The sequence below is a fragment of the Rosistilla carotiformis genome (assembly GCF_007753095.1).
Lineage (GTDB): Bacteria > Planctomycetota > Planctomycetia > Pirellulales > Pirellulaceae > Rosistilla > Rosistilla carotiformis.
Window position 1 is genome coordinate 4,627,411 of record NZ_CP036348.1, and the last position, 14,226, is coordinate 4,641,636.

The 14,226-nt window shown below is 57.6% G+C and carries 11 protein-coding genes; 1 reads left to right on the forward strand and 10 read right to left on the reverse strand.

Annotated elements, in window-relative coordinates:
• Positions 1-1,741, reverse strand: a 1,741-nt coding sequence (locus Poly24_RS27460) for a hypothetical protein (RefSeq protein WP_231753186.1), incomplete at its 3' end; no start/stop codon positions are given.
• Between the two features lie 402 nt (positions 1,742-2,143).
• On the opposite strand from Poly24_RS27460, the gene Poly24_RS16730 reads away from it, so the two are divergent.
• Positions 2,144-2,707 (forward strand): flavoprotein, encoded by a 564-nt coding sequence (locus Poly24_RS16730; protein ID WP_145097823.1) that lies wholly within the window; start codon positions 2,144-2,146, stop codon positions 2,705-2,707.
• Between the two features lie 22 nt (positions 2,708-2,729).
• Here Poly24_RS16730 and Poly24_RS16735 read toward each other — a convergent pair whose 3' ends face one another.
• The 9 genes from Poly24_RS16735 to metF all read right to left on the reverse strand — a co-directional run bounded on the left by Poly24_RS16735 (position 2,730) and on the right by metF (position 14,174).
• A complete protein-coding gene (locus Poly24_RS16735; protein ID WP_197451972.1) occupies positions 2,730-3,494 on the reverse strand; it encodes an FHA domain-containing protein in 765 nt (254 codons plus the stop codon).
• Between the two features lie 114 nt (positions 3,495-3,608).
• The gene (locus tag Poly24_RS16740) at positions 3,609-5,225 is read right to left on the reverse strand and encodes a ThuA domain-containing protein (RefSeq protein ID WP_145097831.1); all 1,617 of its coding nucleotides are present in this window, start codon (positions 5,223-5,225) and stop codon (positions 3,609-3,611) included.
• A 61-nt stretch (positions 5,226-5,286) separates the two neighbouring features.
• The gene (gene gluQRS / locus Poly24_RS16745; RefSeq protein WP_145097834.1) at positions 5,287-6,264 is read right to left on the reverse strand and encodes a tRNA glutamyl-Q(34) synthetase GluQRS; all 978 of its coding nucleotides are present in this window, start codon (positions 6,262-6,264) and stop codon (positions 5,287-5,289) included.
• A gap of 18 nt (positions 6,265-6,282) precedes the next feature.
• Positions 6,283-7,671 carry an asparagine--tRNA ligase gene (gene asnS, locus Poly24_RS16750; protein ID WP_145097837.1) on the reverse strand — a complete coding sequence of 463 codons (1,389 nt, stop codon included), beginning with the start codon at positions 7,669-7,671 and terminating at the stop codon, positions 6,283-6,285.
• A gap of 460 nt (positions 7,672-8,131) precedes the next feature.
• Positions 8,132-9,793, reverse strand: coding sequence for a fatty acid CoA ligase family protein (locus tag Poly24_RS16755; RefSeq protein ID WP_145097840.1), 1,662 nt, complete (start codon positions 9,791-9,793; stop codon positions 8,132-8,134).
• Positions 9,794-9,845: 52 nt separating this feature from the next.
• Positions 9,846-10,736, reverse strand: a complete 891-nt coding sequence (locus Poly24_RS16760; protein WP_145097844.1) for an ATP-grasp domain-containing protein — start codon at positions 10,734-10,736, stop codon at positions 9,846-9,848.
• Positions 10,736-11,686, reverse strand: coding sequence for a methenyltetrahydromethanopterin cyclohydrolase (gene mch, locus Poly24_RS16765; protein ID WP_145097848.1), 951 nt, complete (start codon positions 11,684-11,686; stop codon positions 10,736-10,738). The genes Poly24_RS16760 and mch overlap by 1 nt, the downstream gene beginning before the upstream one ends.
• Before the next feature lie 448 nt (positions 11,687-12,134).
• Entirely contained in the window at positions 12,135-13,232 is a 1,098-nt protein-coding gene (locus Poly24_RS16770) for a hypothetical protein (RefSeq protein ID WP_145097851.1), read from the reverse strand.
• Positions 13,233-13,307: 75 nt separating this feature from the next.
• Complete coding sequence (gene metF / locus Poly24_RS16775; RefSeq protein ID WP_145097854.1) at positions 13,308-14,174, reverse strand: methylenetetrahydrofolate reductase [NAD(P)H]; 867 nt, start codon at positions 14,172-14,174, stop codon at positions 13,308-13,310.
• Positions 14,175-14,226 lie beyond the last annotated feature (52 nt).

Here is a 14,226-nt window from a genome sequence, read left to right on the forward strand (position 1 = left end):
CTTCGACAGCAACTTCATCGACTGCAACTTCATCGACTGCAACTTCATCGACTGCAACTTCTTCGACTGCAACTTCTTCGACTGCAACTTCTTCGACTGCAACTTCTTCGACTGCAACTTCTTCGACTGCAACTTCTTCGACTGCAACTTCTTCGACTGCAACTTCTTCGACTGCAACTTCTTCGACTGCAACTTCTTCGACTGCAACTTCTTCGACTGCAACTTCTTCGACAGCCACTTCATCGACAGCGACTTCATCGACAGCGACTTCATCAACAGAGACTTCATCGACAGCGACTTCAGCGATGGAAACGTCGGCTACGTCTTCGGCCAAGAATTCGTGATCATCGTAATAGCGGTAGTCGTGGTTGTAGCCATCATCGGCAGCGACTTCTTGGGCCAGATCGCTTTGGACAACGTCGTCGTAAACGACTTCATCCAATTCCGCGGTTTGCGCGAGCATCTCGTCGGCGATGTATCCATCGAGGGCGATTTTGCCGTCCAGCTCCGCTTCTTCGATGGTCGAATCGTCGGCGACGAGGGCCAGTTCGTCGTCTTCACTGGCAGCGATGTCGTCGGCGGCTGCGGAAAGATCGCTGTTGATAGCCGCGACGTCGATTGCCAAAGCTTCACTATCGGGCAGTTCGGCAGCCATGATCGCTTCGACTTCGATTTCGTCGAGCACTTGAGCCAGCAGGGCTTCGGCTTCTTCGACCGCAGGATCGATCTGGTTCAACGTTGCGACGTCGGCGTCCAGGTTCGCATCGGTCACTTCAAGAGCGGCGTCGACTAGCGTGTCGATTGCGGCAGATTCCGCCGCCGGTGGCTGTGGCATACCGAGCTCTTCGGCTTGTTGCGATGCTTCGTTGGCATCGTTTGCGGCCGCGTCGTCAGTGCTCGGGACAATGGCGTCGTCACTTGGGTCGTTATAGGATTCCGCATGATCCCAACCCTCGAGTGCAAACAGTTCATCGTCGTTGTAGTCAGCCACCGGCTGGTCATCGGCCCCGTGCAACGCTTCGACAACCGATTCGCCGGCGCTTTCATCTTCAACAGCATCGATCGTCGCGACGCTGGACTGCGAATCGTTGGAGTCGTCGTCAGGGGCTTGAGCCGCGGAGTTCACATCCGCGACTTCACTATCCGGGGTCGCTGTCGCCAAAACGTCGCTTGGCAGCTCGACAAAGTTCTTGGCAACGCGTGCTTCCGCGGGATAGATCTCGACCAAAACGATATCGGTCGACGGGATGTCATACGGTTGATATTCTTCGTCCAGATCCGAAGAAGTTGCAAATTCATTTTGTGCGACGTCGGACGACACCTCGACACCCGAGGCGTCTGTATCTTCTGCTGTTGTGTCCGTCGTTTCAACGATCAAGACCGAGTCGCTGCTAGGGCTCTCTGCCCCGACTTCGGTAGCCTGGGTGATCGATGGAACATCCACGAGATCCAGTTCTGGGGCGTCGCTGGAAACAACTTCAGAGGCGGGTAGGTCGGCAACGCGAGCGATCGGTGCAGCTTCGTCAGCTTCGATGGCGGCCGCGATGCGTGGCCCCGCGGTATCGTGCGTACCAGCCTGCGGGCAGATTTGATTGTTCCATCGCACGATCGCCAGCGGGGTACTGCTTTCGATGGCGACCGGTGCCAACGCGATGGGCCCCATAAATGATTGTGCCGCAGCTTGCGAAACACCGTAAATTGTGGCAATCGTACAAAGGAATAAACGTAAATTGCGCGACATATTATAAATCCTCCATGACGGATCGACGCATGTGTCGTAACGACGGCTGTCCATACTTGGACCGCGGCACGCGTCTGGAATAAAGTGGTTTAGTTCGAAGATACGGCTCGATGCGGGCGAGCCGTATAGGGTGGGATGGCCACCCATTTCATCGGCTCTTGGGGGGGTTAGGTTCTTTGATCCTTCTGAACAAACCCTTCCGTTGACCAGGAACCCCGACGAATACGCAGTGTGTGCCGGATTGAACAACCTTGACGATTGTGGCGATAATGACTCTCAAGTGCCGTTTGCCCGTCGGGACAGGCATGGACCGATTTCATCGCGCTCGATCCGCGCTGTTTTTGTGAACACTTCAATTTCGGATGAACATTCCCGACGCAAACGTCGCGGCGAATCCTACGCATGAACACACTTCCTTCAAGCAGCAATCGTCCCCCGCGTGTCGTCGTTGGGATTGGTGGTGGCATCGCGGCATTCAAAGCTGCCAGCCTGGTCAGCCAATTGGTTCAGGGGGGTATCGAAGTGCGTGTCGTCATGACCGCCGCCAGCGAACAATTCATAGGCGTCAACACGCTCGCAGCCCTCTCGGGACATCCCGTTGCAACGACCGGATACGCTCCTACGATCTGGCCGCTGGGACCGCACATCGAATTGTCCGAAGGGTGCGATCTGCTGTGCATTGCACCGGCGACCGCCGACCTGATTGGCAAGTTTGCCAACGGGATCGCTGACAACTTATTGACCACGATCTATCTACAAGCCGATTGCAAGGTGTTGATCGCCCCGGCGATGAGCAATCAGATGTGGAGCAAACCTGCGGTCCAACGGAACCTCCAACAGTTGGAAGCCGATGGGGTTCACCAGATTGGTCCCGAAGAAGGTTGGCTGAGTTGCCGAAAACGGGGCTCGGGCAGGATGAGCGAACCCGATGCGATCGCGGAGAAAGTACGTTCGTTGATCGCCTGAACCTTAGCGCATCAACGGGACGCTAAGGGACCATCTTCGGAATTCGCTCGCCCGATTTGCTCGGCGTATCGGAGACCTTCGCAAAGTAGACAGCACACGCGGCCCCCAACAAAATCGAAGCGATCGCGATGCATGTCATCAGCGCGCTGCGAACCTTCCGCTTTCGCGCCCGTTCGACATTGCTGACCTGTGTCGTCGCCAACATCTTCTCTGCCAAACGATCGGCAACCTCTTTGCCATTAACCGTTTCGCGTGCCAATCCGACCTGCAAAATCCTGTCGATCGTGATCCGCGTCGATCCCAGGTAGATCGCATCGGTTGGAACCACGCGATGATGTCGCACCAAATTGTCGGGGCGATTCAAAGCCACGCCGTTCGTGCTGCCACAATCTTCGATCCACAACGTATTCCCATCGTCGATCAAACGCGCATGCCGCCCCGATACATTCGGTTTATCCAACACCACATCGTTCTCGGGTGAACGTCCGATCGTGATCACGGATTTAAAGTGGAGCAGATCGACGGGCCATAACATTTCAACCGTTTCGCCCAACATGATCGATGATCCACGGCGGATCGGTTTGGGACCGACAAATGGCACGCCATCAACCCAAGTTCCCGTTTCGCTATTTACGTCGTGGATCGAAAGCCGATCGCCCGAACGCGTCAATTGGCAATGATGCTTGGAAACTTTGGGATGCGAGAGCACCACGTCGCAGTCGTCGCCGGATCCGATCAGCCAGCTGCGGTTGGAAGGTTCGATGGAATTGACGGGATCAATAGTCATGTTCGTCGGCGGGGAGAAGGATTCCAAAAGGTGGGACGTTGGACAACGGAACATTCATGCGACACCACGACATACTACCCGAGTCGGTCGACGGCGTCGACGCTTCATGGCGAATCATGGTTTCGCAACGGCCTGCGTTGCAACCGATCGATGCAACGCCCAACCGATGGCATTGCTTAACATCTGGCGAAACGCAGGTTGTTCAAAGTCGCTGGCATGCCCCAACGAAGTATAAAACGATCGCCCCCCGTCGGCCCGAGTGAAGGTCCACGCCAACGGTTCCGCCGGCAAGCCCTCGTACTTGCCAGTCATCAACACCGTCGTTCCACTGGCCAAGGGCGATACTTTATACAACGACCCTCCCGAGATATAGGGCATCCGATCGACATCTTCCAGAATCGGATGCGTGATCGCCGCGAAGGTGACTTGCGGTAACAGCTTGTTGCCGTGGTGCCCGGTATAATTCCCGCCAAAGACGTCGGGATCAAAGGTTTTCCATTCCGCATACCCTTCCGCAGGAGCGGCGTTGTTCAAATGAAACGCATGGCTCGCCGTGCGGATTCCCACGACCGGCTTCCCCGCCGCGATGTGTGCTCTCATGCGATCCAATTGCTCCGTCTTGAGCGTCCGCCGGCGAACGCTCACAAACAAAAGGTCAGCCGATTCGATCACCTCACTGCCGCGCAGATCGTTTTTGTCTTCGGCATCGGCGTAGACAAAACTGACACGATACGACTTACCCAACGGCTTGACCGAATAGGCCAACAGCGATTTGTCGGTCGCATACTCCCGTTCGGCGACCAGCATCACCAGGTGAGGCCGATCGTCTTTGGCAAATCGGAACTCTTGGCCACCGATGATTTGATCGCTGGTGATCGTGGGGCAGACAAACTTTTCGATGTGCTCGACGATCAAGTCGGTCCCGGTGAAATGACTGACCTTCGGCTCCGAAGCCGGATTGTACATCGTGTCGGTTAAATCGCGGATCAAGACGGCGTTTTTTCCGTTCTTCACCATCTGTCGCAATCCAAACGGCCGCCCCAAGACGCACATGTTCGTATGCACGCCGGCCAGGATCACGTTCTTAATTCCGGCCGCTTCCATCACGTTCCAGATCTCCGTTCCCGAATCGCTGATGTAATCGCGACCGGCATCGATCTTCAGCACATCGATCTGGCGACTCCACGGCGACAACGGCTTGAGCCCCTTCGCGGTCAGCTCCTTCACCCAAGCCTCGTATTCAACGGGATCGTCGTCCCGCCCACCATCGCGCTGTTCGATCGGATAGACGCCCGCTTCTTCCTGCGGAATCTTGAAGCACCAAGCGTTGATCTCTTCCGGGTGATGGCTCGCTTCGGGAGCGTCGATCGCGCGCTTTCGCGCTTCGTGATCGGCATAAAACTTCATGCATCCACTGGGTGCGTGGATCACGGTCACCCCTTCGCTGCGAAGCTTTTCGACGACTTGCTGCAACCGCGGGGCAATCTGCTTTTCTCGCCGCACCGCATTTTGGCTACTGTGCACATCCCACATGTCGCACAAGATGATCGCCGTCTCTTTCGGATTCCAAGCGGCGTCGCGATGCAGCGTATGAAACAACCCCGAATCTTGATCGGTTGGCGTTCGATACCGGAGGCTCAGCGAGAGTGGATCGGCGGCAAGGGTCGAGCGTCCCACGCTGACAAATCCCAACAGCGTGAACAATACAAGAACGCGACGGATCCAACTCATTTCAAAGGCCTCGGATTTTTAGCAGTTCGGTTTTCCAGAATCGCATCATACCACAACCGCTCTAAAATGAGGCGTCGATAATTTTCTCGTAGTCCTCCGGCGCGACGATCGTTTCGCCCGCCGCGAGCGCGTCGAGGTCAAACGATTCGACAAACTCTTGCGGTTGGATCGGTTGCCACGATTCGATCAGTCCCGCCGACCAGAGCGCCCAGCCGACGATCGATTCGGGCCGCGCGCCACGCTCGCGAAAGTAGCTCAATCGCGTGTCGCCATGCCGCTTGGCCAACCGTCGTCCATCGCTGCCGACCACCAATGGAACGTGAACAAACTGGGGCAATGGATGTCCCAACGCGTCGAACAGATCGATCTGCCGAAAGGTGCTCGACAGCAGATCGTCACCGCGGCAGACCTCGGTGATTCCCATGGCGATGTCGTCGGCAACGACCGCCAACTGATAGGCCGCTTCGCCGGTCTTCCGCGTCACGGGAAAATCGCCCAGCTCCGCATGGGGGACCTTCGATTGCGGCCCCGCGACGCGATCGACAAACGAGACGCGTTGCCGCCGCGATCGAAAACGCCAGCAAAAATGGCCGGACTCGGGCAGCGAATCGCCCACGCGCCAGCCGGCACAGGTGTCGGGATAGACCGGCCCGTCGTGCGCTTCGTGCGGCGCCGACGCCGCCTCTTCGATGTCCTTCCGCGTGCAAGCACACGGATACAAAAGCTCCTGATCGCGCAATCGATCTAAGATCGCGCTGTATCGATCGATCCGCTGCGTCTGGATATAGGGCGGGTGCGGGCCGCCGATGTCGGGCCCTTCGTCCCAATCGAGCCCCAGCCAAGCGAGATCGTCGATCGCTTGCTGCACCGCCCAAGGCTTTACGCGAGGCGAATCGATATCTTCGATGCGGAGTACCACGCGGCCGCCGCGGCTGCGGATCGAGAGCCATGCGAGGATGTAGGTCCTCGCGTTGCCAAGGTGCTGCGCCCCGGTGGGCGACGGGGCCAATCGCCCCACCGGCGGTTCGTTCTGCGGCATCGAAGCGAAGCCTTCCAACTAAAACTCCGCATTTCCGGGCGTCCGTGGAAACGGAATCACGTCGCGAATGTTCGCCATTCCGGTCGTGTACTGCACCAATCGCTCCAGCCCCAAACCGAATCCGGCGTGTGGAACGGTGCCGTAGCGACGCAGATCCAGATACCACCAATAATCCTCTTCGCGAAGATCCATCTCGGCCATCCGCTGCGTCAGCACATCCAACCGCTCTTCGCGTTGGCTGCCGCCGATGATTTCACCGACGCCGGGAACCAACACGTCCATCGCAGCGACCGTCTTCCGATCGTCGCTCAACCGCATATAGAACGGTTTGATCGTCGACGGGTAATCGGTCAGGATCAACGGCCCGGCGACATGCTTCTCCGTCAGGTAACGCTCATGTTCGGCTTGCAGGTCGGTTCCCCAAGCGATCGGAAATTCGAACGACTCACCGCAGTTCTCCAAGACCTTGATCGCATCGGTATAGGTCATGTGTTGGAACGGCGTTTCGGCGACCTTCCGCAGCGATTCGATCAGCCCTTTTTGAATCCGTTGGTCGAAAAACTGCAGGTCTTCGTCGCATCGATTCAGCACGTCGGACAAGATCTTTCGCAGGAACGATTCGGCCAGAGCCATATCGTCGGCCAGATCGAAGAACGCCGCTTCGGGTTCGATCATCCAGAACTCCGAAAGGTGGCGGCTGGTGTTCGAATTCTCCGCTCGGAAAGTGGGGCCAAACGTATAGACCCGCCCCAAGGCGGTCGCATAGGTCTCCGCTTCCAATTGGCCACTGACGGTCAGAAAGGAGGGTTTGTCGAAGAAATCGAATTCGTAATTGACCGGACCGCCCGACTTGGCCAATCGGTCCAGATCCAACGTCGTCACCTTAAACATCTCGCCAGCCCCTTCGCAATCGCTGGCGGTGATGATCGGCGTGTGCACGTACAGAAAGTTGTTCTCGTGGAAGAACTGATGGATCGATTGGCAGATCTGGTTTCGAACCCGAGCGACCGCGCCAAAAGTGTTCGACCGAGCCCGGATGTGAGCCCATTCGCGAAGCTTTTCGAACGAGTGACGCTTCTTTTGCAGCGGGAAATCGTCGGCCCAACCGAGCACCGTCACCTGCGAAGCTTGGATTTCCGTCGCCTGTTTCCCTTCGGAAGCTTTGACCTCTCCCTCGATCGCGACGCTGCAACCGGCCGACAACCGCTGGATCTCGTCCTTGTAGTTCGCTAGATCGGCGTCGGCGATAACTTGGATGTTCCCCATGCAACTGCCATCGTTGATTTCCAAAAAGCTAAAGCCACCTTTGGAATCGCGGCGAGTGCGGATCCAACCCTGGATCAAAACCGTCTTGCCAACATGCGCGGCATCGCGTGCGTCGGAAACGAACAATTTTTCTAACGGCATCAGAAGATCATCCTTGCCAAATCGGGGAGCAACGTTTGAAAGAACCCGATTGTATCGACTGGGCGGCAATTGAACAGCGAACCACGAGGCGAGCCGCTCGCCTAAGTGGTTGTTCGCTCACCAGCCACCGGCGGTTTACACCGCCGGCATTGGATGTGTCGGCCTGCGGCCTCATTTCTGGTGAGGTCACTTGCTACCGGCGGCTTACACCGCCGGCATTGGGTGTGTCGGCCTCCGGCCTCATTTCTGGTTCGGTCACCTGCGACCGGCGGCTTACACCGCCGGCATTGGGTGTGTCGGCCTTCGGCCTGTGGGCTGCCGAGGCACTGACTGTAGCACTCCCCAACCAAACCTCCAGCTTCAGGCCGGAGGCCGGCATAGGAACTGCCGGAGGTGTAAACCTCCGGAACCAAAGCGGCCCCAATCCCAAAAGGCCGGAGGCCGACACATGCAACGAAAGCTACTTCACCCACTGGGCCAACTGTTCTCGAAAGATCTTCGAGTTGTGGCGGATATCGACCGGCAACCGCTCGGGATAGATCCGGATGTCGGTGATCTCGGCGGTGTGAGGATACGACTTGCCGATCCCTTGCAATGCGTCGATCAACGCCTGCGGTTCAGCCGCCGATTTTGGACGTCGATCGGCGTGCGGTTCGACGATCAAGACCGGCGTCTGCTGGCCGCGGACACCACGCCCGACCAAGGCGGTTCGATAGACATCGGCATGTTCGTTGAAGACCGCTTCGCAACAGATCGTGAACAGCGTTTGCGACGGCGTCTCGACTCGATGAGCCTTCCGGCCGCAGAACCAAAAGCGATCCTGATCGTCCAAGTAGCCGACGTCTCCCATCCGGTGCCAGATCCGCGTCCCATCCTGCACCTTGTGAATCGCGTTCTGGTCCTGACGGGTTACATAGTTCCGCGTCACCACCGGTCCGCTGACCATCAGCTCCCCGATCGTTCCTTGCGAAACAGGTTTTGCGTCGCCGATCTCGGCTATCGGACCGTCGTCGATCTCGACAACCTGCCACATCATGTCGGCGAACCGATGCCCGACGCACGTTCCCTTCCCCTGGCGAGTCTTCGCAGCCGTTTCGTCCAGCACCTCGCGAGATTCGATCGATGCCACGGGAAGCGATTCCGTCGCACCGTAGGGCGTGAAGACTTCCCCTTCGGTATGGATCATCTTGCGCACCGCCGCCAACGTTTGTGGAGGAACCGGCGCACCGGCCGATAACACGCGGCGTACCGTCGGCAAAAAGATCCCGCCACCGACGCAGTGCTTGCTGACCGTATGCCACAGCGCCGGTGAACCAAAGGCCTGCGTGACTTTCCAGTCGCGGATGGCGGCCAAGATCTTTTCGGGATCGGCATCGGCGGGGCGAGTCGGATCCATGTCGGGGATGACCGTCGTCACTCCCATCACCGCATCGAACAATCCGAACAACGGGAAACATGCCAGATCGACCGTCCCCGGCGTCACGTTGTACTGCTGTTGAATCAACCGCACCTGATGCTCAAACGTCCCGTGCGTGTAAGCAACGCCCTTCGGCGGTCCGGTGCTGCCGGTGGTGAAAATAACCGCCGCCGATTCCGATTCCAAAGTGACCGGCAAATCGAGAGGCTCTTCGCCCAGCGCTTCGATCTTTGATAACGCCACGCCACCGATTGCGATCGGTCCCCCAACGCAGATGTTTTGCTTGGCTTCAGGAAAACGCTGGCTGTACAACAACCGGGCGACCTGCGCTTTGGGGATTCCAACAAAACCCTGCGGCTTCGATTCGGCGAGGCATTCGATCAGGTTCTTCTTCCCCATCCCGGGATCGACAAGAACCTGCACCATCCCGGCTTTTAAGAGAGCGAGAACTAAACGAATGAAGTCGATCCCAAAGGGGACCAACATCGCTAACCGTGTTCCCGGCGCGATCCCGTGCCGCAACAAACCGCGCGCGATCCAAGTCGATTGTCGATCCAGGTCGGCAAATGTGATCGTGTCATAGCGTGGCTTGCGGCCAGGTTTGGCAAAAGCGATCGCGACCTGATCGGGCTGCGACTTGGCAAACGCTGCCAATCGATCGGCAACGTTGCAGCGAACGGTTTCCTCTATGGATGATTTTGTCATGGGGATGTGGTGGGGTTACGATCGATGTTCGAGGATTATAAAACGCGTTGGTTCACGAACCGACGACAGGGATCGGCGCACGAAAACTTTCGATGATCCGATCCGCTAGGTTCTCCTGGATCACACTTTGTGCCCCTTTCCAACCTGGCACGCCGTTGACTTCAAGCACATAGGTCCGCCCGGCAGCGTCTTGGATCAGATCAATGGCGGCGACGTGCAACTGCAGCGACCGGCAGACAATGGTCGCCAGTTCGCGAAACGCCTCGGTCACCGCAACCTGCTCACAAGTAGCGCCTCGCGAAACGTTGGTCCGCCAATCATCCGGGTTGCACCTTTGCACCGCCCACACCAAATCGCCAGCGACAAACAGCCGAAGGTCTTGGCCATTGCAGGGAATATACTCCTGCTGGTAGATCACCGCGCCCAGCTGTTGGAGCGTCGTGAAGGTGGTCCACGCCAGTTCACGCGTTTCGATTCGCATCACGCCGCGTCCCTCGCCGCCAAACAACGGCTTGACCACCACCGGCCCATCAAATTGTTCAAAGGCCGCCATCGCATCGGATCGCGTCTGCGACACCGCGGTCCGCGGCACGGGCAAGCCGAGTCGTTGGAGCCGCGCGGTGGTGGCGTATTTGTCGATCGCGATCTCGAGCGCGCGCGACGGATTGGCAACCCGCACTCCCGATTCTTGCAACGCATGCAAGATGCTCAATCGAAACGTCACCTGTTCCAAAGTGCCCAATGGCATCGTCCGCGTCAGGATGACATCGAACGCATGCAGATCGCCCGCCGGAGAATCACAACGCAGCGGATCCCCGTTACCGACGACCGACGACAACGCTTCATAGTCGGTGAACGCGATCGAATCGCCCGCGTTGTCGGCGGCGGCACGCAACTGGTTCGCATGCCAGCCGCGATCGGGACCGAGCACTAAGAACTTCATTACGACTTACAACCAAAAGACGCTTCCAAGATGTCGGGCCTCAGTTGACCAAACGTGCGGCTGATCCCGCTGCGCAGATTGACAAACGTCACCACGGCGGGGCTGAACAACAGCGGATCGACTTTGAAAAAATCATATTCGTAAGAAGCAAAGATCTCGCCAAACGTTTTGCCATAGTCGCTGGAGCTGTTGCTGGGAACCTTCGGGCCGATCTCATCGATCACCGCCTGGTCGGCGTCGACGAACAACGTGACCGATCCGCCGTAAAGGATCGCATCGTTTGTGCGGCCGATCCCATCGATCGACTTCAGCGCCGGCGGCGGAAGCGGCGCGCTGCCGGTTGCCGACAGAACATCGTTGACGTCGAAGCCAACTTCGTGCAGCTTGTGCATCGCAGTCTCGACGCTTCGCGCGACCACTTGAATGTTCCCGGCGATACTGGTTGTTGGAGCGATCAGGATCGTCAGCAGTTCGGGCTCGATCGAACATTCTTCTGCAATCTTCAAAACCGCAGCTTCAGTGGGATAGGTGTCCGCTTCCAACACCGCCACACCGATCGCACCCCGTTCGGACAGTCCCAGTTTTTCAAGCAGTTGTTCTTTGCCACGCAACAGGCGAATCGGGCCACTGACCATCGCTGAATAATCGCCGACCGAAAGAGGCCACCCGGCATACTGGCATGCCAAACAGGCACCGACAGGGTTATCGGTCGCCACCTTCACAACAACTCCCGTTCCAATCGCTCCCGGTTCGGCGGCGGCGAAGACATCAGCCGCCGCTCCCAAGCAGACATCCGCTAGCATCTCACCAGCGACCAGCCCCCCGCGGTGCTCGATCCCGAGATCGAACAGCGTCGCGCCCCCAATTGTCGTCGAACCGACGCGATATTCTGCGAGGTTCTCTTCCAGGTCGTTGGCGGTCTGAAAGGCGGCTTGATTGAACTGAGTCATTAAATTCCTTCGAGGCAAAAAACGTCGAACATGGGGCGAAAGTGGCGGCAGAAACAAGCGAATCGCTTGTCAAATGCCCGTTGTAAATTGGAGAGATGATGAGGAAGCAATCGGCTCAAAAAAGGGACAGCCCGCTTCGTCAAAAAAAAGCTGATTCAAAATGCCCTCAACCGCCGAACTAACCTTTGCCGTCAGCCTCGGCTGACCTAAGATTACGACTGTGGGACATGAATTTGTTCTACACATCCTTCAGATTGCATTCCGGCAGAGAGACCAATTTAATCGGGTTGACTCGTATCAATTAAGGGCTAGTGCAGTAGCACGTCCGATACCTGTCATTCTCCCAGCGGCTCCGTTTTTGCCGCAATAACTGAGGGATAACCATATGGCCGGTCATCTTCATTTATGAAGATGACCGGTTTTTTTATGCGCTCTCGCCGGTGGGAACCTAAAGGATCCCGCGGACGGACAAGTTGTTCAACCGTCGCGCGACATCGGTCAATCCATCCAAGACGACCTGGTCGTAAGTCCGTCCGTCGCAGGTATCCAAACCGTGGCCGGGATCGAGATTCCGCAAGCCTTCGAGCGCCGCATCTTCGTGATGGAAGACTTCGACAAAGGCGGTCTTCAGTTTCCCGGTGCGGGCACATGCAGTTAGCAGCGCGCCGATCCAACCATCGTCGGTCGATAGACAACCGCGCGTCGTCTTGGCCGATGCGTGGAAGATACCCAACCCGTCGCCATCGGCGATCTTTTGGATGATCGCTTCGTTCTCGGGAATCGACAGAGTCGAATCGCCACAGTGGGCGGCGTCGACCATCACCTTGAAGAACGACTTGCCGATCTCTTTGTTGACCGCTTCGACAAACGTCCAGATCCGGCCGATGTCGGTGAAGGTCTTGAATTCGCCACCGCGCAAGAACTCGATGTGCCACGCTTTGACGGGCGATCCATCGAGTTCGGCTTCTCTAAAAGCGCGGCTGTGAACGCGAACGTTCTGCGCGACCGCGGCGGTGAACTCGTCCCCTTCCTTACGCGTCGCACCGGGCTTCAACCACTCTTCGACCGACGTCGACGAAACGGTTTCGATGCCGTGCTTCTTCGCCGCCGACAATCCGCCGACAAGAATCTCCACGACCGCGTCTTCGTCATCGGGATTCATCGGATCGGCGCCGCCGACCATCATGATGAAATGAACCTGCAGCTTCAGTTCGCGGAACCCGTCGACCATCTCTTGCACATCGGCTTCGTCGAGACCGGGAAAGAACGGTACCTGGACGCAGCTGATGCGGACCAACGATTCGCTGCACAGCTTGGCCATGTTCGCGACGACGACCAGTTTCCCATCGGCGTCACGAGGCAATTTGCCCGCTTCGTCGGGGACCAAGCCTCCGACAAATTTCAGGTGCGTGGGGACAACCCCAAGGTCGACGTTCGGTTTCAAAGAAATGCAATCGGGCATGGCTTGTGAATTCCAGGGAACAGGGAAGGGGGTGAGTTGTTTGGCCATGATGATAAACGGTTCACCAGCGGTGCGTAAGCACATCCGCAGGATCCCGCCTGTTCACAAACCAAAACTTCCCGCTCGCCCGCTCGCCGAGATTGGCAGCCACGGTGCCGATCAGCCGCGATCGACGCCCGCCAAAACTTCTGCCGCCGCTTGGCTCTTGTTGAGCACATACAGATGCAGCCCGTCGATGCCACGACGGATCAGATCGTTCGTCTGCTGTTGAGCATGTTCGATGCCAACTTTCAATTGCCAATCGGCCGTATCGTTTTCATTGAACCGGTCGACCAATCCTTGCGGAAGCCTGGCTTTGCACATCGAAGCGATCCGCTGGGCCTGCGCGAAATTGGTGATCGGCAACAGACCGGGAATGATCGGTATTTCGATTCCCGCCGCTTGGCAGGCGTCGCGGAAACGGAAGAAGTCGTCGTTGTCGTAGAACAATTGCGTGACGACACAGTCAGCCCCCGCATCGACCTTGCGTTTCAGGTTTTCCAAATCGACATTGGCGTCGACCGCTTCCTGATGGACTTCGGGGTAGCCCGCCACGGCGATCCCGAAGGCGGGGAATTCGCGATGGATCAGGTCGACCAGTTCGTTGGCATACCGGAAACCGCCTTCGACCGCGGTGAACGAAGTCTCTCCCTTGGGCGGATCGCCACGGAGCGCGACGATGTAGTCGACGCCTAACGCGCCGGCCTCTGTAAGGTAGCTGCGCAATTGGTCCTGAGTCGAACCGACGCAGGTCAGGTGCGATGCGACCGGTTTGCCCGTTCGTCGCTTCACTTCGCGGACGACATCCAAGGTGCTGTTTTGCGTCGATCCGCCGGCGCCGTACGTGCAGGTGAAGAAAGCGGGATCGAATTGCTTGAGGCTTTCGACGTGTTCGTACAACGACTCAAACCCGGCGGGCGTCTTCGGCGGAAACAGCTCGAACGAAATCGGGCATCCACCGTTGCGAAATAACTGAGATAGCGACATAAGGGCAAAGCTGGGGAATCGTTAATGAGGCGAGAATCGGAACACACGGCCG